Source organism: Variovorax sp. J22G73, assembly GCF_030317035.1.
In the GTDB taxonomy this organism is placed as follows: Bacteria; Pseudomonadota; Gammaproteobacteria; order Burkholderiales; family Burkholderiaceae_C; genus Variovorax.
Genome location: NZ_JASZYK010000007.1, coordinates 130,701 through 148,957 on the forward strand (window position 1 = coordinate 130,701; position 18,257 = coordinate 148,957).

The window sequence follows — 18,257 nt, forward strand, 5'->3', positions numbered from 1 at the left end:
CCTCATCAGCCCAGTTGCTCCATGGCGCGCGGCGCCTGCGTGGGCGCGGTCGATTCGGTGCCCAGCGCCTCCAGCAGCAAGAAGAGCTTGCCCACGCCCGCATACAGCGCGCTGCCGCTCATGAGCCGGCCGTTGCGCACCGGGCGCGCCGTGAGCTGGCCCAGCAGCGCGCGCGTGCGGTCGGCCCACTCGCCCTCGGCGTGCAGCAGGCGCCACACGGTGGTGGTGACCTGGCCGGCGATCAGCAGGCGCTTCATGTTGTCGGGGTCGCCCAGCTCGCCGATGCCGCCGGCCAGCTGCACGCCGTCGCGCAGCAGGCGGAAGCAGGGCTCGGCCTCGTTGGCCCAGCCTTGCCATTGCGTCAGCTGGCGCGCCGGCACGTCGGTGCCCACGTTCGACAGCGCGAACGACAGCGACAGCACATTGCCGGTGCGCGCATCGAGCGTGCGCACGGCCACGCAGCGCAGCGCGGGCATGGCCTCGCGTGCCACGCCGGCCGCCGCGGCGGCGGTGTTGAAGCGCAGCACCACGTCCACGTGCGCCTCGCATTGCAGCGCGGCCTTGCCGCGAAAACGCACGGGCCGGGTCTCGCCGAACTCGAAGTCCATGCGCGCCAGCGTGTCGGGCGCGCCGGTGCGCGTATCGATCACGGCGGTGGAGCCCGGCGCGCGCGCCAGCCAGCGCTGGCCCGTGGCCTGCCACTGCACCATCGCCTCGATGCCGGGCAGGCGCGTGAGCACATGCACCACCGGCTTGGCGCCGAAGTCCTGCTGGCGCAGCCAGGGCGCCTGGCGCGCGCCGGGCTTGCGCGCCGGGTCTTTCATGCCGCGGGTGGCGGCGGTGGCCAGCCACTGGTTGGGCGCCGCGAGCGGCAGGCCCGTGCGGTCCGACAGCAGCAGGCTGCCATGGCATTCGTAGGCGTCGCCGCCCTCGTTGGAGCGCAGGCCGATCTGGCCCGACAGCGCGAGCACATGCTGCTCGCAGCCCGCGGCCACTTCGCTGCGCGCATGCACGGCCAGGTCTTGCAGCAGGGTCTTCTGTCCGACCTGCTCGTCACCGGCCTGGCGCCACAGGCCCCGCGCGCGCTCGAAGCCGATCTGCGCGCCGGCCAGCGCGCTGGCGGCGGTGGCCAGCTCCTGCGCGTCGTGCGCCATGGCGCGGATGAGGTTCTGGTACTTCAGGCGCAGCCGGTCGGTCTCGCCCTGGGCCTGCACCACCTGCGCGGAGGCCGCGGCGCTGTTGGCGCCGGCGCCCTCTTCCTGCAGGTCGCTCTCGGCCGGCACGAACAGCGGGTTGTGCTGGCGCGGCTGGAACACGCTGTCCACCAGCTGCGCGCGGTCGGCCTGCATCAGGTTCTCGGGCACCTTCTGGCCGCTCGAGATGTAGTGCACCGGCAGGCGGTGGCGGATCACGGTGTCGATCAGCGCGCCCGGGTGCGTGGCTTCGTCGACCTTGGTGAAGATGCAGCCGGTCAGCTCGTTGCCGTGGCGGTAGGCGTGCACCACCTCGTTGAGCGTGTCGCCGTGGCTGGTGGCGTTCAGCAGCAGCAGGCGCTTCACCGGGCGCGGGCTCTGGCCCAGCATGGCGATCTGCTCGGGCACGGCGCGGTCGCGCTGGCTCATGCCCACGGTGTCGATGAGCACCATGTGCTTGTCGCGCAGGTCCTGCAGCACCAGGTGCAGGTCGGCCGCGTCCTTCACGGCGTACACCGGCACGTTCAGGATCTGGCCGTAGATGCGCAGTTGCTCGTACGCGCCGATCCGGTAGCTGTCGGTGGTGACCAGCGCGAGCTTGTCGGCGCCGAAGCGCATCACGCAGCGCGCGGCCAGCTTGGCGGTGGTGGTGGTCTTGCCGACGCCGGTGGGGCCCATCAGCGCGTACACGCCGCCCTGCGCGAACAGCGCGTCTTCGTCTTCGTGCACGGGCACGGCGCGGATCAGCTCCGAGCGCACGTAGGCCATGCCTTCGGCGTAGGTCTGGCCGGTGGGCAGCTTCTCGAGCATGGCCTTGGACAGCTTGGCGCTGAAGCCGGCGCCGAGCAGCGTGCGCAGCAGGCGCCCGCGCACGGGGTCGCGGCGCTGCTTGTCGTTCCACACCACGCTGGCGAGCTGCTCTTCGATCATGCCGCGCATGGAGTGCAGCTCGTTGAGCACGGTGTCGGATGCGGGAGCGAGCGTGGCTGCGGGCGGCGTGTGGGCCACGGGTGCGGGCATGGCGGCGGGTGCGGCCTGCACGACCGGTGCGGCGGCGGCGACCGGGGCCATGTGCGCCACATGCGTCACCTGCGCCACAGGGGTTGCTGGTGCCACGGCAACAGGCGCGACCGCGACGGGCGCGACGGCAATGGGCGTCAACGGCACGGCGCGCATCGCGGCCGGTGCCACCGAGGCCACCGGCGTCATCGACGCCACGGGCACGACCGGCGCGGCCACGGACGCCATATAGGCCACCGGCGCCGCCGGCTGGGCCGGCTTCACAGGCGCGGCATCACCCACCACCTGCTGCATGTCGCCTTCCACCATGGCGACGATCTCGACGCCTTCCGGCGCCACGCGGTGGCTGAGCACGATGGCATCGGCGCCGAGCGCCTCGCGCACCAGTCTCAGGGCTTCGCGGCTGGTGGCCGCGACGAATTTGCGTGCGGTGGTGCGCACGTCGGTCTGCTGGGAATTCAAACGCGTCCTCCAATGGCGGCAGTGATCTTGATGGTGCGGGAGTCAGGAATCTCCGCATGCGAAAGCACCTTGAGCTGCGGCAGGCTGCGCCGCAGGAAACGGGACAGCAGCACGCGCAACGCGTGCTGCACGACCAGCACGGGCGCCAGGCCCAGCTGCTCCTGTCGAACGATGGCGGCCTGCGCCTGGCGCAGCAGGTTGTCGGCAATGCCGGGCTCGATGCCGCTGCTGCTGGTGAGCGCCTGCTGCAGCACGCTGTCGAGCGAGCCGTCCAGGCCGATGACCTGCATCTCGGTCTCGCCCGGGAACAGCTGTTGCGTGATGGCGCGGCCCAGGGCCAGGCGGGTGAGCGTGGTGAGCTCGGTCGGGTCCTTGATGGTCGGCGCGTGCTCGGCCATCACGTCCAGGATGGTGCGCATGTCGCGGATCGGCACCTCTTCGTCGAGCAGGTTCTGCAGCACCTTGTGCAGCGTGCTGAGCGACAGCACCTTGGGCACCAGGTCTTCGGTGAGCTTGGGCGCGGTCTTGGCGATCTGGTCGAGCAGCTGCTGCACTTCCTGGCGGCCGAGCAGCTCGGCGGCGTGCGTCTGTATGAGGTGGTTCAGGTGCGTGGCCATCACCGTGCAGGCATCGACCACCGTGTAGCCGTACACCTGCGCCTGCTGGCGCAGGCTGGCGTCGATCCACACCGCCGCCAGGCCGAAGGCCGGGTCGCGCGTGGGCGTGCCGGGCAGCGAGCCCGTCACCTGGCCGGGGTTGATGGCCATCCACTGGTTCGGGTAGGCCTCGCCGCGGCCGATTTCCACGTCCTTCAGGCTGATGATGTACGTGTTGGGGTTGATCTCGAGGTTGTCTCGGATGTGCACCACCGGCACCAGGAAGCCCACCTCCTGCGCGATCTTCTTGCGGATGCTCTTGATGCGCCCCAGCAGCTCGCCCTGCTGCGACTGGTCCACCAGCGGAATGAGGCGGTAGCCCACCTGCATGCCCAGCGGGTCGACCATGGCCACGTCGTCCCAGGTGGCCTCGGCCATCTCGGCGGCGGGCGACACGCTGGCGGCCTGCGCGGCGGCGGCGGCCTGCTGCGCGGCTTCCTTCGGCTTGCGCAGGATCAGGCGGCGGCCCAGCCACACCAGGCCGCCCGCGATCAGCAGGAAGGCCAGGTTCGGCATGCCCGGGATCATGCCCAGCAGCCCCACGATGCCGGCCGTGAGGAACAGCACCTGCGGGTTGGAAAAGAGCTGGCCCGTGAGCTGGCTGCCGACGTCCTCGTCGGTGGTCACGCGCGAGACGATCACGCCGGCCGCGGTGGAGATCACCAGCGCCGGAATCTGCGCCACCAGGCCGTCGCCGATGGCCAGCAGCGTGTAGGTCTTGCCGGCCGTGGAGAAGTCGAGCCCGTGCTGCAGCATGCCCACCACCAGCCCGCCGATGATGTTGATGACCATGATCAGCAGGCCCGCGATGGCGTCGCCGCGCACGAACTTGCTGGCACCGTCCATGGAGCCGTAGAAGTCGGCTTCCTGCGCCACTTCCTGGCGGCGCTTGCGGGCCACTTCCTCGCCGATGAGGCCGGCGTTCAGGTCGGCGTCGATGGCCATCTGCTTGCCGGGCATGGCGTCGAGCATGAAGCGCGCGCCCACCTCGGCGATGCGGCCCGCGCCCTTGGTGATCACCATGAAGTTGATGAGCACCAGGATGATGAACACCATCACGCCCACGGCGAAGTTGCCGCCCACCAGGAAGTGGCCGAAGGCCTCGATCACCTTGCCCGCGGCGTCCGGGCCGGTGTGGCCGTGCATGAGCACCACGCGGGTGGAGGCCACGTTCAGCGACAGGCGCAGCAGCGTGGAGAACAGCAGCACCGCCGGGAAGGCCGCGAAGTCGAGCGCCTTCATGGTGTACATGCTCACCAGCAGCACCATCACGGAGACCGCGATGTTGAAGGTGAACAGCAGGTCGAGCAGGAAGGGCGGCAGCGGCAGCACCATCATGCTCAGGATGAGGATGATGAGCACCGGCCCTGCCAGCCCCTTGAACTGCGTGCCACCGAACAGGTTCGGCGGCAGGCGCAGGAAATTGGTCATCGCGTTCATGCGGCTTGGGCTTCCACGGGGTTCGGTGTGTCAGGGGTATCAGGGGTGTCTGCGTACTGCAGGTCGGCGGGCACCTGCAGGTCGCTCGGCGTGCGCGGCTGGTCACCGCCGTCGCTCTTCCAGCGCTTGAGCTGGTAGACCCAGGCCAGCACCTCGGCCACGGCCGTGTACAGCCCGGCCGGAATCTCCTGGCCCAGCTTGGTGTGCTTGTAGAGCGAGCGCGCCAGCGGCGGCGCCTCGAGGATGGGCACGTTGTGCTCCTTGGCCAGCTCGCGGATGCGCGCGGCCACCAGCTCGGTGCCCTTGGCGACCACGCGCGGCGCGCGCATGTCGCTGTCCAGGTACTGCAGGGCCACCGCGTAGTGCGTGGGGTTGGTCAGCACGATGTCGGCCTTGGGCACCTCGGCCATCATGCGGCGGCGCGCCATGGCCTGCTGCTGGCGGCGGATCTGCGCCTTGATGTGCGGATCGCCTTCGCTTTCCTTGTGCTCCTGGCGCAGGTCTTCGCGCGACATGCGCAGCTTGCGGTAGTAGCTCCAGAGCTGGAAGGGCACGTCGATGAGCGCCACCAGGAACAGCGTGGCGGCAATGAGCGCGCAGTGCTTGGCCACCAGCACCATGGCGTGCGGCAGCGCGTAGTGCGGCGGCTGGGCCATGAGCGCCATCAGCGCCTCGATGTCGCGCGACACCACCCACCACGCCACCCAGCCGATGAGCGCCGACTTGGCCAGCGCCTTCACCAGCTCGGCCAGCGACTGCGCCGAGAACATGCGGCCGATGCCGGCCAGCGGGTTGAGCTTGCCGGCGTTGAACGCGATGGCCTTGGTGGAGAACATCCAGCCGCCCAGCATCAGCGGCGCCACCACGGCGGCCACCACCATCATGCCGAACCAGGGGCCCACGGCCATCAGCGCCTGCATGCCCATGAGGCCGGTCTGGGCCAGCATGTGCTGCGGGTCGAAGGCGCTGGCGCGGTCGAACTGCAGGGCCCGGCGCAGCGCGCCGTCCATGCTCCTGCTGAGCGAGTCGCCGGCGAGCCACAGGCCCGCGCTGGCGGTCGCCAGCATCACGAACGTGGTGAGTTCGCGTGAACGGGCAACGTTGCCTTCCTCGCGCGCCTTTTCCAGGCGCCGCTCGGAGGCGGGTTCCGTTTTTTCGAGATCGCTTTCCTCAGACATTCATGCTCCGGACGGCAGTGGCGGACTACGCCTTGCCTAGAACCAAATTATTGAATTCGGTCGTCCGGAACAATCTGTCGATCAGGGCCCTGATCGCCCTGCTCTTCGCACAATCAGCGCGCCGCGGCCGAGGCAGGCCGGGGCGCGCGGGGGCTCAGAAGCCCAGGCTCTCCAGCAGGTCGTCGACCTGCGCCTGGTCGGTCACCGCGTCGGGGTTGCCAGGCTTGACCTGGGGGCCGTTCTGCAGGCTGTGGGCGGCCTCGGTGCGCTTCTCGGGCGGGGAGTTGTCGATCAGCACCTGCAGCAGCTGCGTCTCCACGTCGTTGACCACTTCCATCATCTTCTTGATGACCTGGCCCGTCAGGTCCTGGAAGTCCTGCGCCATCAGGATTTCCATCAGCTGCGAGTTGATGGCGCTGGCGCGCTGGGGCACCTCGTTGAGGTAGCCGCGCGTGTCCAGCACCAGCTCGCGCGCATGGTCGAGCTCGATGGGGTTCTCGAACCACTTGTCCCAGCGCTGGCTCAGGCCCTTGGCGTCGGCGGCCAGCGCTTCCTGCAGCGGCTGGGCCACGTCGATGGCGTTGAGCGCGCGGTGCGCCGCGCGCTCGGTGGTCTCGGCCACGTAGCTCAGGCGGTCGCGCGCGTCGGGAATGGCTTGCGCGGCCTTGGCCACTTCCTTGTCCAGGCCCAGTTCGCGCAGGCCCTCGCGCAGCTGGCGCGTGAGCTGGCCGATGCGGCCCAGCAGTTGTTCGGCGGTGTTGGTGGAGTCCGCGGCCTCCGTGGCGGTCTGGCTCATGTCAGGCCGCCTCTTTGGCCAGCTTCTCGAAGATCTTGGTGATCTTCTCTTCCAGCGTGGCGGCGGTGAAGGGCTTCACCACGTAGCCGTTGGCGCCCGCCTGCGCGGCCGCCACGATGTTTTCCTTCTTGGCCTCGGCCGTCACCATCAGCACCGGCAGCTTCTTCAGCTCGGGGTCGGCGCGAATGGTCTGCAGCATGGTCAGGCCGTCCATGTTCGGCATGTTCCAGTCGGACACCACGAAGCCGAAGTTGCCCCCGCGCAGCTTCTCGATGCCCGCCGCGCCGTCCTCGGCCTCGTCGACGTTGAGGAACTCCAGCTCCTTCAGCAGGTTGCGCACGATGCGGCGCATGGTCGGGAAGTCGTCCACAACCAGGATTTTGATGCTCTTGTCGATCACGATATTTCCAACTCCAACAGGTCGTTATTCAAACTCGGTTCGCACGTTCACCGAACGTGCGCAGGTGCGCCAGAACCCGGCGGCTCACTTCACTCAATGGGGAAACCTCGTCCACCGCGCCCAGCGCGATGGCCTCGCGCGGCATGCCGAAGACCACGCAGCTGGCCTCGTCCTGCGCCAGCGTGTGGGCACCGGCGCGCTTCATGCGCAGCAGGCCCTCGGCGCCGTCCTTGCCCATGCCGGTCAGGATGATGCCGATGGCGTTCTTGCCGGCATGCTTGGCCGCCGAGTCGAACAGCACGTCGATGGACGGGCGGTGGCGGTTCACCGGCGGCTCCTGGTCGAGGTGGGCCACGTAGTTGGCGCCGCTGCGCGCCAGCGACAGGTGAAAGCCGCCGGGCGCGATGTAGGCATGGCCGGGCAGCACGCGCTCGCCGTGCTCGGCCTCCTTCACGTTGATGCGCGAGAGGCCGTCCAGCCGCTGCGCGAACGAGCGCGTGAAGCCGGCCGGCATGTGCTGCGCGATCATCACCGCGGGCGAATCGGGCGGCAGCGGCTGCAGCACCTCGCGAATGGCCTCGGTGCCGCCGGTGGAGGCGCCGATGATGATGAGCTTCTCGGTGCTCAGCAGCGGGCTGCGCAGCAGCGACTCCTGCGGCGCCTCGGCCACGGCGCCCTGCCCTGCGCGGGCGGTGGCGTGGCGGCTGGGCAGCAGGCGCGCGCCGGCGGCCGTGCGGATCTTGCCGGCAATGAGCTCGGTGTAGTTCAGCAGCCCGTCGCGCACGCCCAGGCGCGGCTTGGTCACGAAGTCGATCGCGCCCAGCTCCAGCGCGCGCAGCGCGATCTCCGAGCCGCGCTCGGTGAGCGACGACACCATCACCACCGGCATGGGCCGCAGGCGCATGAGCTTCTCGAGAAACTCCAGCCCGTCCATGCGCGGCATTTCCACGTCGAGCGTGAGCACGTCGGGGTTGGTGACCTTGATGAGGTCGCGCGCCACCAGCGGGTCGGCCGCGGTGCCCACCACCGTCATGTCGGCCTGGCTGTTGATGATCTCGGTCATCACGCTGCGGATCAGTGCCGAATCGTCGACACACAGCACCTTGATTTTCTTGTTGACGCTCACCGGATTCCTTTGATTGCTGCCACCGGGACCTTGCGCGGTACGGAGGTGGCCGGGGTGGCCAGGGTGCCCGAGCCATGGCCCGATCGTTGCGGGTCGCCTTCCGCGCGCAGGCCACCCAGCCTGCGCAGCAGTTCGCCTTCTTCGTTCTGCACCGCCAGCACCTCGGTCTGCGCGCGCAGCTTGCGCACGATGGCCTTGCCGGTGGACGGCAGGAAGCACACGCGCCGCGCATGCGGGCCGCGCAGGTCTTGCGCCGCCACCTCGATGCGCTCGTTGCGCAGGTAGCGCAGCACGAAGTCGGCGTTGCGGTCGCCGATGTTCAGCGTGGTCATGTTGGCCAGCACCGCGCCGCCGCCGAACACCTTGGCCTGCAGCCGCTCGCGCCGCGCGCCCACGCGCACCAGCTCGCGGATGAGCACGTCCATGGCGTAGGCGCCGTAGCGCATCGACTCGGTGGCGTCGCGCCGGGGCGCGCCCGGGCCGGCCTCGCCGTCGTCGGGCAGCATGAAATGGTTCATGCCCGCCACGCCCGCTTCGCGGTCGTGCAGGCAGGCGGCCACGCACGAGCCGAGCACGGTGCTCAGCACGGTGTCGCTCGAGGTCACGTAGTACTCCGAGGGCAGCAGCTTCACGGCCATGAGCCCGACGTCGCGGTCGAAGTAGTGGTGGCTGGCGACCGCCCCCGGCGCGCCCACGTGCGTCGCGGTCATGGCAGGCCGGAGGCTTTCGCGCGCGCCAGCTCGTACACGGTCTGCCCGAGCGGGCGGAACGCCGGGTTCACCAGCGACGCGTTCTCCGAATGCCCGGCGAACAGCAGGCCGCCCGGCTTGAGCAGCGGCGCGAAGCGGTCGAGCACCTTCTTTTGCGTCGGCTTGTCGAAATAGATCATCACGTTGCGGCAGAAGATGGCGTCCACCGGCTCCTTCACCGCCCACGAGCTGTCGAGCAGGTTCAGGCGCGAGAACTTCACCAGCGCCGCCACTTCGGGGCGGATGCGCACCTTGCCCGCGTTGGCACCGGTGCCCTTGTTGAAGAAGCGCCGCAGCCGGTCCGGCGAGAGCCGACGCACCTGCTCGGTGGTGAACACGCCGGTGGCGGCCTTGCCCAGCACCGCGGTGTCGATGTCGGTGGCGATCACGCGCGCGGACGCCGCCTTGTCGCCCAGCGCCTCCATCAGCGTGATGGCCAGCGAATAAGGCTCTTCCCCGGTCGACGCCGCCGCGCACCACACCGTGACGGGCTGCTGCGCCTTGCGCACATGGTCGGCCAGCGTCGGGAAGTGATGCGCCTCGCGAAAGAACGAGGTGAGGTTGGTGGTGAGCGAGTTGATGAACAACTGCCACTCCTCCCCGTCCTGGCGCTGCTCGAGCCAGTCGAGGTAGGTGGAGAACTCCGGCACCTGCAGTTCGCGCAGGCGGCGCGACAGCCGGCTGTACACCATCTGGCGCTTCTGCTCGCCCAGGGCGATGCCCGCACGGCGATGGATGAGGGTGCGGATTCGGGAGAAATCGCTGTCGGTAAAAAGAAACTCGGAGTTCACGGCAGCCTTGGAAATGTGGCTTTCAATGTACATAGCACTCCCTGTTTCCAATGAGCCGATAAGACGCGGCAACACCTTGCAGTTCTGCCTGCAATCCTGATTGAAGTTGCCTGGTGGTCATGCGTCGCGCCATGCTCAGGGACCCGACGCGGCGGGGCCTGCGTCCTGCGACCACACCAGCGCGGTGAGCTGCGCCGCGTTCACCTGCGCCGCGCTCACGAACAGCGCTTCCGACAGGCGCGGCGCCTCGCCGTTGTCCAGCTCGCAGGCCTCGGCCAATGCCACGAAAGGGCCGTAGAGGCCGCCGCGCGACAGGATGGCCTGCTGCACGGCCTCGGTGAGCTGCACCTTGCGCAGCACACCCTCCATCGACACGCCCAGCAGCTGGTCGAGCAGCGAGAACATGCCCGCCACGAACAGGTTGTCCGACTCGCTGGCCGGCAGCATGCCCTGGCCCATGAGCTCGACGAAGCGCCCACGCAGGATGGCCTTCTTCATCATGAAGGGCGACCCCGCCTTGTTGCTGGTGGCCAGCAGCAGCGACAGCCAGCGGTACAGCGGCGAATAGCCCAGCATGGTCACCGCGTGGCGCAGCGAATGAATTTCCACCGCCACGCCCACCGAGGGCGAGTTGATGTAGCGCAGCAGCCGGTACGTCAGCGCCGCGTCGTGCTTGAGCGCGGCCTCGATGGTGCGCACGTCTTCGTTGCGCTGGATCATCTGCATGAGCTGCACGATGAGCAGCGACTCGGGCTGCAGCGCGTCTTCGGCCTCGCGCACCGGCGGGTTGCCGAAGGCGCCGTCGATGAACACGTTCACGCGGCGCGCCATGCAGGCCTCGTACTCTTTCCAGGTGCGAACCCGCGACGCGATGATCTCCACGCTCGGGTGCCCCAGCAGCATTTCCTGGCGCAGCAGCGACACGGTGGCCGCGTCGTTCGCCTCCACCTCGAAGTGCGTGACGATGGCGCGCAGCTCGGTGTCCTCGGGCAGCGCCTTGGCGCCGCACAGCATGAAGCCGAAGCCCTGCTCGCGCATGAACAGCAAGATGGAGCGCATGTCCGCGTCGAGCAGGTCGTCGGGCCCCATGCACAGCACCACGTTGTGCGCGGGCAGCGACTGCAGCTCGCCCTGGAACAGCGCGTCGACGGCCACGTCGACGAACAGCACCTGCGAGCCCAGCAGCCAGCCCGACTTCTCGGGGTTGAGGTGCAGGGCCAGCGTGTCCATCAGCGCCTTGACGCCGGCGGCCGGCGCGGCCGCGCGCGAGCCGGGCTGGTCGCCCGGTGCGCGCCATGCCATGCGGTAGCCGATGACGCGGCGTTGCGCGTCCAGCAGCATCTCGTAGGCCACGTTGCCATGGGCGCCGGGCTCGTTGGAGACCAGCGCGGCATTCGCGCCCTTGTCGTTGGCGTCGCCCGAACCGGAGCGGCGGAAGAAATCGAAACGCATGCAGCAGTCTCCGTCTTGGGTGTCAGAGAGCGATGGCGTCGGTCCTCCGGGCGGCGCCCGCCAGGGCGGCGGCGCTCGCGGCCTGCGCGCGCTGGATGCGCGGCATGGCGCCCACGTCGACGATGAAGGCCACGCTGCCGTCGCCCACGATGGTGGCCGCCGAAATTCCCGGCACCTTGCGGTAGTTGGTCTCCAGGTTCTTCACCACCACCTGGTGCTGGCCGAGCAGCTCGTCCACCAGCAGCGCGAAGCGGCTGTCGTCGGCCTGCACGATCACCAGGATGCCTTGCGTGGGCTGCGTCTGCGCGCCGCTCACGTCGAACACGCGGTGCAGCTCGATGAGCGGCAGGTACTCGCCGCGCACGCGGATCACGTGGCCTTCGGCGGTAATGGAATGCAGGTGCTCCGGCAGCGGCTGCAGCGACTCGATGACGTAGCTCAGCGGAAGGATGTAGGCCTCGCTGCCCACCTTGACCGACATGCCGTTCAGGATGGCCAGCGTCAGCGGCAGCACGATGCGGGTGGTGGTGCCCTGCCCGCCGCGCGAGTGGATTTCCACGTGGCCGCCCATTTCCTGGATGTTGCGCTTGACCACGTCCATGCCCACGCCGCGGCCCGAGATGTCGGTGACCTGCTCGGCGGTGGAGAAGCCTGGCGCGAAGATCAGCTGCCACACCTCTTCGTCGGGCATGCTCTCGCTGACCGCCATGCCCTGCTGCAGGGCCTTGGCCAGGATGCGCTCGCGGTTGAGGCCGGCGCCGTCGTCGCTCACCTCGATCACGATGTTGCCGCCATGGTGCTGCGCCGAAAGCAGCAGCTGGCCGGTGGCGTCCTTGCCCTTGGCCAGGCGCACCTCGGGCGTCTCGATGCCGTGGTCCAGGCTGTTGCGCACCAGGTGCGTGAGCGGATCGACGATGCGCTCGATGAGGCCCTTGTCGAGCTCGGTCTCCTTGCCGTAGGTGTCCAGGCGCACCTGCTTGCCCAGCTTGGCGCTCACGTCGCGGATCACGCGCGGGAAGCGGCTGAACACGTAGTCCATCGGCATCATGCGGATGGACATGACCGATTCCTGCAGGTCGCGCGCGTTGCGCTCCAGGTGGCCCAGGCCGCTCAGGAAGCGCTCGTACGCCACGGGGTCGAGCATGGTGGCGGCCTGCGTGAGCATCGACTGCGTGATGACGAGCTCGCCCACGAGGTTGATGAGCTGGTCGACCTTTTCGACGTCCACGCGGATGGAGCTGGATTCCTTGGCGCCGGCCGGTGCCGCCGGTGCCGAGGCCGCGGGTGCCGCGGTTTGGCGGGCGGGCGCATCGGCGACCACCACGGGTTCGGGTTCGGGCTCGGGCGCCACCGCGACGGCGGGTTCCGGCTCGGCGGAGACATCGGCGGCCGCTTCGGCAGGCACGCCGGCGCCTTCGCGGCTGATGTCGATCTGCGATTCGTCGATGACGAAGCAGCACACCGCCACGATGTCGTCGGGGTCGCAGGTGGTCTCCAGCAGCACGGTCAGCTGGTCGTTGGTGCGGGTGCGCGAGCGCACGGTACCCAGGTTGGTGAGCTCGCCGGCGAGCAGCTCGCATTCGCTGTCGGACAGGCGCGCGAAGCGGATGCGCAGCACGCCGTCGCCGGAGGCGGCCGCTTCGGGCTCGGCGGACGCGGGTGCGGGTGCCGGCACAGGGGCCACGGCAACGGGCTTCGGTGCGGGCTTCGGCGCGGGGGCCGGTGCGGCCGCTGGCGCGGAGGCCGCGCCAGCGTTTTCCAGCGCGAGCTTTTGCAGCACGCCGCAAATGTGCGCGACCATGTCGGCTTCCGGCTCCTTGCCGGCCTGGTAGGCGGTGAGTTGTTCTTGCAAGGCGTCCTTCGTTTCCAGAAAGGCATCGATCATCGGAGCGCTGAGAACCAGCTGCCCGTGGCGGGCGCGGTCCAGCAACGATTCGAGCACGTGCGTGGTGTTGGTCAAGGCGGTGAAACCGAACGTCGCCGCACCACCCTTGATGGAGTGGGCCGCGCGGAAGATGGCGTTGAGCTGTTCGCTGTCGGGCGCGTCGACGTCGAGCTGCAGCAGCAGCTGCTCCATCTCGGCGAGAAGCTCGATGGCTTCGACGAAGAATGCCTGGGTGAATTGACTGAGGTCCATCTCGTGTGCTCCGGGCCGCCGCTCTCGCGCCGGCCCCTGGGTGTTGCTTGTCTTCGTTATCGCGACGCGACGGTCGCCTTGGGAGCTGCCGGGGGCACGTTGCCGATGCGCGTGCCCACGGGTTCGTTCGCGTTCTCGCGCTCGATGCGTTGCTGCGTGCGGTGGTTCAGCAAGATGATGCTGATGCGCCGGTTGATGGGGTTGCGCGGGTCGGCCTTGTCCAGGTGCATGCTGTCGGCCAGGCCGATCACGCGCAGCACCTTGCCTTCGGCCATGCCGCCGATCATCAGTTCACGGCGCGAGGCGTTGGCGCGGTCGGCCGACAGCTCCCAGTTGCCGTACGAGCGGTCGTTGGTGTAGACGATGGCGTCGGTGTGGCCCGACAGCGTGATCTTGTTGGGCAGCACGTTCAGCGCCGGCGCCAGCTCGCGAAGAATGGCGCGCATGTGCGGCACCACGCGGGCGCTCGACAGCTCGAACATCGGCCGGTTCTCGGTGTCCACGATCTGCAGGCGCAGGCCCTCGGTGGTGATGTCGATCAGGATCTGCGAGCGGAACTGCTGGAACACCGGGCTCTTGGCGATCAGCTCCTCGAGCTGCTGCTTCATCTCGGCCAGGCGGTTGGCGTCGGCCTCGTCCTCGCTGGTGGCCTCGGTGTTCTTCACCTCGCCCTCGACGTGCATCACGTCGGCGCCGCCGCCGGGAATCATGCTGCTGCTCAGGCTGCTCTTGTCGCCGCCGTTCATGGCCACGCGCAGCGGCATGCGAAAGTGCTCGGCAATGCCGTCGCGCTGCTTGGGGCTGGAGATGGACAGCAGCCACATCACCAGGAAGAACGCCATCATCGCCGTCATGAAGTCGGCATAGGCAATCTTCCAGCCACCGCCATGGTGGCCGCCGCCGTGCGCCTTGTGCACGTGCTTGATGATGATCTTCGGCTTGCCTTCGCTCATGGTCGCTTGCTCGTTCGCTCGGTTCTTCTTGCGGTGCGAGCGTCAGCGCGCCTTGACTTCACGCACGTGGTCGTCCAGCTCGGTGAACGAGGGGCGCTCGGTCGAGAACAGCACCTTGCGGCCGAACTCCACCGCCAGTTGCGGTGCGTAGCCGTTCAGGTTGGCCAGCAGCGTGACCTTGGCGCACTGGTAGATCTTCATGCCCTCGGACACCTTCTGCTCGATGAGCGAGGCCAGCGGCGAGACGAAGCCGTACGCCAGCAGCACGCCCAGGAAGGTGCCCACCATGGCGTGCGCAATGAGCGCGCCCATCTCCGAGGGCGGCAGGTTGGCCGAGGCCAGCGCGTGCACCACGCCCATCACGGCCGCCACGATGCCCAGCGCGGGCAATGCGTCGCCCACGCGGGACAGGCTGTGGCCGGGCACCATGGCCTCGTGCTGGATGGTCTCGATCTCGTGGTCCATCAGGGCCTCGATCTCGTGGGCGTCGGTGTTGCCGCTGATGACCAGGCGCAGGTAGTCGCACAGGAAGACGGTAATCCCTTCGTGGCCGAGGATGTTCGGGTAGCGCGAGAAGATCTCGCTCTGCGCCGGGTCCTCCACGTCGGACTCCAGCTTCATCATCCCTTCCTTGCGGGCCTTGGCGAGCAGCTCATACAGCAGCGCGAGCAGGTCCATGTAGAGCTGGCGGTTGTGCTTGGAGGTGCGCAGCAGCAGCGGCAGCTCCTTGATGGTCGCCTTGATGGTCTTGCCGTTGTTGCCCGCGATGAACGCGCCCAATGCGGAGCCCCCGATCATGAGCAGTTCGATCGGCTGGAACAGGACGCCGAAGTGCCCGCCCATGAGGCCGTAGCCACCGAACACGGCACCGATCACCACGATGTATCCAACCAGAACCAGCACGGGCTACCCCTCATCGCCCTCGGGCGTCAAACAAACCAAACCCCGACGTCCACGAACCGGACGCGAGGCACTTTCCCCTAGACCGCGCCGCCGAGGTCGAGCGTCGGGCCCACGGCCACCAGTCCGCCCCGGCGCACTTCCACGGCCTTGGGCTTGCGTGCCTTGCCCGCGCGCGAAGGCGGCCGGCACAAGACACACACATATCCATTCTTGTGATCGTGCGCATGCGCCACGAAGTGGCCACCGCACCGGCTGCACGGGCTCAGCTGCAGCATGTCGCTGTCGAAGAAGCGCACCATCGTCTCGGCGCGCGTGAAGTCGAGCACCACTTCGCCGCCCTGCGACGAAACCTGTTCCACATAGAGCCTGTAGGCCTTGATGAGCGCGGGCAGTTCGTTCTCGTCGGCTTCATCGAGCATGAAGCGGTAGATGTTGTAGAACATCGACGAGTGAATGTTGGCCAGCCACGTCATGTACCAGTCGGTAGAAAACGGCAGCAGACCCTTGGGCGGCGAGACGCCCTTGAGCTCCTTGTACAGGCGGATCAGCCGCTCGCGGCTCAGCGTGACCGCCGCCTCGAGGAACTGCAGTCTTGCGCCGAGCCCGATCAGCTCGACAGCGAGCTGCACTTCACGGACTTCGCCAAGGACGCTCTTGCGGGGGGTCATGCAGCCGCCACGCCCAGGTCGCGCATCTGGCCCTGGCCTTGGGCCTGGATCTGTCGCGCCGCCATCAGGATCGACATATGAGCCTGTTGCAATGCAGGCTCCTTGCCTTCGCCGACCACCGCGAACATCGGGCGGTCGTCCAGGCGGAAGCTGCACAGCAGGAAGTTGGATGCCGCGAGCTTCACGATCTGGCTGAGCGACATGTTCGCCAGCAGGTCGGCGAGCTCTCGCCCGACGCCGAGCCTGAACATGGCCTCGGCCCGGTCCTGCTTGACCAGCTTCTGCGCGAGCAGCATATAGGCCAGGTTGATCTCGCCGATTTCCTTAGAAATCACGCCGCCTGCATTGAAATTGCTATTTTCCACGTCTTTTTCCATTTCCGATCTCCAGTCCACAATGGTTCTAATCAATCGTGTATACATTCTATACACAAAGTTTTACACTTTGAAGAACTTTGTAAGAGATGGCGACAAAAAAAGTAGGACAAGTCTGACATCAAGATGACTCACTCCCTCTGTCAGAGTGGCAAAGTTGCCAACGAGGGTGCGAGCGGCGATCTGCAACCAGTGGTTACAAAGATACACTTTCGGCAGTAATGTATTCATTTCAATTGGCGAATTAATAAAGACTATGGGCATTTCGTCCATTCGGGGAATGGCGTTTTATGCAGCTCCAAACCGGTCGGATGAATACCCATGACTTTGCATTGATCTACTGCCTTGATTAATTCGCCGCACGGCCTTCGAGACCGTAGAGCCAGGCCATGACCTCGGCCACCGCCAGGTACAGCTGGGGCGGGATCTGCTGGTCGAGGTCGACCTGCATCAGCAACTTCACGAGGTCGGCGGACGAGTGGACGTACAGCCCGTGCGCGCGCGCCTCGCGCATGATCGATTCGGCCGCCACGCCGTAGCCCTTGGCCACGACGACGGGCGCCTTGCTCTTGTCGGCATACGACAGCGCGATCGCGCTCGTACGGTCGTCCAGGGCTTCGTTCAGTGCGGCGCCGCTCATGCCGCCTCCGCCATGGTTTTTTCAGTCACCTGCAACTGCTGCAGCTCGAGGCCCGCGGCCTCCAGGCGCTTGGCAAGCTGGCCCACATCGCCGCGCAGCCGCGCCGTGGTGGTGGCTTCGCGCGCCGACAGGTGCGCCTGCACCGACGCGCCCGCCAGGCTCAGCCGCAACTCGACCTCGCCCAGCCGCGGCAACGCCAGCGACACCGTGGTCGACCAGCGGCGCTCGGCCTCTTCCACCGCGCCGGCGCCTTCGCGGGCGGCGGGCTTGTCTTGTTCTTCCTCGACGGACCAGGTCATCGGCACGTCGGGCCAGGCCTGGCCGCTCCAGCGGAAGGCGGCGGTGGCGAGCAGGTCGAGCTGCTGGTGCACCAGCGTGACCGCTTGCGGGTGAATGACTTCGCCACGCGGCGCTGCCACCGATGCGGACGATGCGGACGCCGACGAAGCGGCGCTGCTGTCGGACAGGCGCGCGATGTCGCCAGTACGGTGCGACGGCGCGTCGCCATCGACCGTGGCGCGACCGCCAGCACCGTCGGCCTGCCCGTAGGCAGCCTGCAGGCGCGACGCGTCGACCGATGCGCCCGCGTCATGTGTTTGCGCGGCGCCGGGTTGGGCCGCGGCACTCGCCGGGGCCACATGCGGCGCCGCAGTGTGGGGGGTGCCCGCTTGAGGAGCGGCACGCGCCGCATCGCCCTGCGTCTCGCCGGCAGAAGCCTGCGTCGACGCGGCTGCGGCGGCCGGCAGCAGCGCATCGGCCACCCCAGGCACCGCGGCAAGCGCTGCCGCCGCCACGGCGGGCTGCGCCACCACCGGACCGGCCCAGCGCACCTGCGGCTCCCGCGTCATCTGCGCGAGCGTGCGGGTGCCGGTGGCGAACTCCGCCAGGTGCGATTCATAGAAGAGCCCGCTGTCCGACACCGTGCGTGCCAGCGCGCCGGCCAGTGCCGCGGCGCTGGCGGGCTGCTGGCCCGAGGCCGACAGCGGCACCGTGCCGCGCACCGGGCCCGGCTCGGCCTGCAGGTCGGCCAGCACCGCGCCGATGACGCGTGCCGCCACCGACAGCCGCGTGTCCACCGAAGACGGCGCGCCGCCGCCGGCGTGCACCGCGCCACCGAGCAACGCGCCCGGCAGCTGGCGGTCGAGCGCCGCGTTGGACGGCAGCCGCACGTCGTTGTCGACCTTGCCGATGGGCACGGCCGCACCCGGCGCGCCGATGGTGGTCTCGCCCTTGATGCCCAGCACGTCGAGCCGCGGCGCGAGCCGTGCGGCCAGCAGTGCGTCGATCAGTCCGGCGAGTCCAGTCATGGGGGTGGCGTC

General features: G+C 68.3%; 16 protein-coding genes. All 16 read right to left on the reverse strand.

What is annotated here, in order from left to right:
• Positions 1–5: 5 nt before the first annotated feature.
• The gene (flhF, locus tag QTI51_RS24120; RefSeq protein WP_116910992.1) at positions 6–2,675 is read right to left on the reverse strand and encodes a flagellar biosynthesis GTPase FlhF; all 2,670 of its coding nucleotides are present in this window, start codon (positions 2,673–2,675) and stop codon (positions 6–8) included.
• Entirely contained in the window at positions 2,672–4,771 is a 2,100-nt protein-coding gene (flhA, locus tag QTI51_RS24125) for a flagellar biosynthesis protein FlhA (RefSeq protein WP_116910991.1), read from the reverse strand. The genes flhF and flhA overlap by 4 nt, the downstream gene beginning before the upstream one ends.
• Complete coding sequence (gene flhB, locus QTI51_RS24130; protein WP_116910990.1) at positions 4,768–5,949, reverse strand: flagellar biosynthesis protein FlhB; 1,182 nt, start codon at positions 5,947–5,949, stop codon at positions 4,768–4,770. The genes flhA and flhB overlap by 4 nt, the downstream gene beginning before the upstream one ends.
• Before the next feature lie 154 nt (positions 5,950–6,103).
• A complete protein-coding gene (gene cheZ / locus QTI51_RS24135) occupies positions 6,104–6,745 on the reverse strand; it encodes a protein phosphatase CheZ (RefSeq protein ID WP_116910989.1) in 642 nt (213 codons plus the stop codon).
• 1 nt (position 6,746) lies between these two features.
• On the reverse strand, positions 6,747–7,142 hold the full coding sequence (gene cheY, locus QTI51_RS24140) for a chemotaxis response regulator CheY (protein WP_172839779.1): 396 nt from the start codon (positions 7,140–7,142) through the stop codon (positions 6,747–6,749).
• Positions 7,143–7,173: 31 nt separating this feature from the next.
• Positions 7,174–8,271 (reverse strand): protein-glutamate methylesterase/protein-glutamine glutaminase, encoded by a 1,098-nt coding sequence (locus QTI51_RS24145; RefSeq protein WP_116910988.1) that lies wholly within the window; start codon positions 8,269–8,271, stop codon positions 7,174–7,176.
• Positions 8,268–8,981, reverse strand: a complete 714-nt coding sequence (gene cheD / locus QTI51_RS24150; protein ID WP_286516383.1) for a chemoreceptor glutamine deamidase CheD — start codon at positions 8,979–8,981, stop codon at positions 8,268–8,270. Before cheD ends, QTI51_RS24145 begins: the two co-directional genes overlap by 4 nt.
• Complete coding sequence (locus QTI51_RS24155; RefSeq protein ID WP_165840389.1) at positions 8,978–9,844, reverse strand: CheR family methyltransferase; 867 nt, start codon at positions 9,842–9,844, stop codon at positions 8,978–8,980. Before QTI51_RS24155 ends, cheD begins: the two co-directional genes overlap by 4 nt.
• 102 nt (positions 9,845–9,946) lie before the next feature.
• The gene (locus QTI51_RS24160; RefSeq protein ID WP_116910987.1) at positions 9,947–11,263 is read right to left on the reverse strand and encodes an EAL and HDOD domain-containing protein; all 1,317 of its coding nucleotides are present in this window, start codon (positions 11,261–11,263) and stop codon (positions 9,947–9,949) included.
• A 22-nt stretch (positions 11,264–11,285) separates the two neighbouring features.
• Positions 11,286–13,400 carry a chemotaxis protein CheA gene (gene cheA, locus QTI51_RS24165; protein WP_116910986.1) on the reverse strand — a complete coding sequence of 705 codons (2,115 nt, stop codon included), beginning with the start codon at positions 13,398–13,400 and terminating at the stop codon, positions 11,286–11,288.
• 56 nt (positions 13,401–13,456) lie between these two features.
• A complete protein-coding gene (gene motB, locus QTI51_RS24170) occupies positions 13,457–14,353 on the reverse strand; it encodes a flagellar motor protein MotB (RefSeq protein WP_116910985.1) in 897 nt (298 codons plus the stop codon).
• A gap of 42 nt (positions 14,354–14,395) precedes the next feature.
• Positions 14,396–15,256 (reverse strand): flagellar motor stator protein MotA, encoded by an 861-nt coding sequence (motA, locus tag QTI51_RS24175; protein WP_116910984.1) that lies wholly within the window; start codon positions 15,254–15,256, stop codon positions 14,396–14,398.
• 77 nt (positions 15,257–15,333) lie between these two features.
• Positions 15,334–15,924 (reverse strand): flagellar transcriptional regulator FlhC, encoded by a 591-nt coding sequence (gene flhC / locus QTI51_RS24180; RefSeq protein WP_116910983.1) that lies wholly within the window; start codon positions 15,922–15,924, stop codon positions 15,334–15,336.
• Positions 15,921–16,301, reverse strand: a complete 381-nt coding sequence (gene flhD / locus QTI51_RS24185) for a flagellar transcriptional regulator FlhD (protein WP_116910982.1) — start codon at positions 16,299–16,301, stop codon at positions 15,921–15,923. The genes flhC and flhD overlap by 4 nt, the downstream gene beginning before the upstream one ends.
• A 346-nt stretch (positions 16,302–16,647) precedes the next feature.
• Entirely contained in the window at positions 16,648–16,938 is a 291-nt protein-coding gene (locus QTI51_RS24190) for an EscU/YscU/HrcU family type III secretion system export apparatus switch protein (RefSeq protein WP_116910981.1), read from the reverse strand.
• Positions 16,935–18,245: a flagellar hook-length control protein FliK gene (fliK, locus tag QTI51_RS24195; RefSeq protein WP_116910980.1), complete on the reverse strand. Its 1,311-nt coding sequence runs from the start codon at positions 18,243–18,245 to the stop codon at positions 16,935–16,937. The genes QTI51_RS24190 and fliK overlap by 4 nt, the downstream gene beginning before the upstream one ends.
• Positions 18,246–18,257 lie beyond the last annotated feature (12 nt).

Bases quoted from the DNA above. Each gene is read 5' to 3' on its own strand.
- cheZ (WP_116910989.1), bottom strand. From the start codon at position 6,745: ATGAGCCAGACCGCCACGGAGGCCGCGGACTCCACCAACACCGCCGAA.
- QTI51_RS24190 (WP_116910981.1), bottom strand. From the start codon at position 16,938: ATGAGCGGCGCCGCACTGAACGAAGCCCTGGACGACCGTACGAGCGCG.
- fliK (WP_116910980.1), bottom strand. From the start codon at position 18,245: ATGACTGGACTCGCCGGACTGATCGACGCACTGCTGGCCGCACGGCTC.
- cheD (WP_286516383.1), bottom strand. From the start codon at position 8,981: ATGACCGCGACGCACGTGGGCGCGCCGGGGGCGGTCGCCAGCCACCAC.
- motB (WP_116910985.1), bottom strand. From the start codon at position 14,353: ATGAGCGAAGGCAAGCCGAAGATCATCATCAAGCACGTGCACAAGGCG.
- flhB (WP_116910990.1), bottom strand. From the start codon at position 5,949: ATGTCTGAGGAAAGCGATCTCGAAAAAACGGAACCCGCCTCCGAGCGG.
- flhA (WP_116910991.1), bottom strand. From the start codon at position 4,771: ATGAACGCGATGACCAATTTCCTGCGCCTGCCGCCGAACCTGTTCGGT.
- flhD (WP_116910982.1), bottom strand. From the start codon at position 16,301: ATGGAAAAAGACGTGGAAAATAGCAATTTCAATGCAGGCGGCGTGATT.
- flhC (WP_116910983.1), bottom strand. From the start codon at position 15,924: ATGACCCCCCGCAAGAGCGTCCTTGGCGAAGTCCGTGAAGTGCAGCTC.
- QTI51_RS24155 (WP_165840389.1), bottom strand. From the start codon at position 9,844: ATGTACATTGAAAGCCACATTTCCAAGGCTGCCGTGAACTCCGAGTTT.
- QTI51_RS24160 (WP_116910987.1), bottom strand. From the start codon at position 11,263: ATGCGTTTCGATTTCTTCCGCCGCTCCGGTTCGGGCGACGCCAACGAC.
- cheA (WP_116910986.1), bottom strand. From the start codon at position 13,400: ATGGACCTCAGTCAATTCACCCAGGCATTCTTCGTCGAAGCCATCGAG.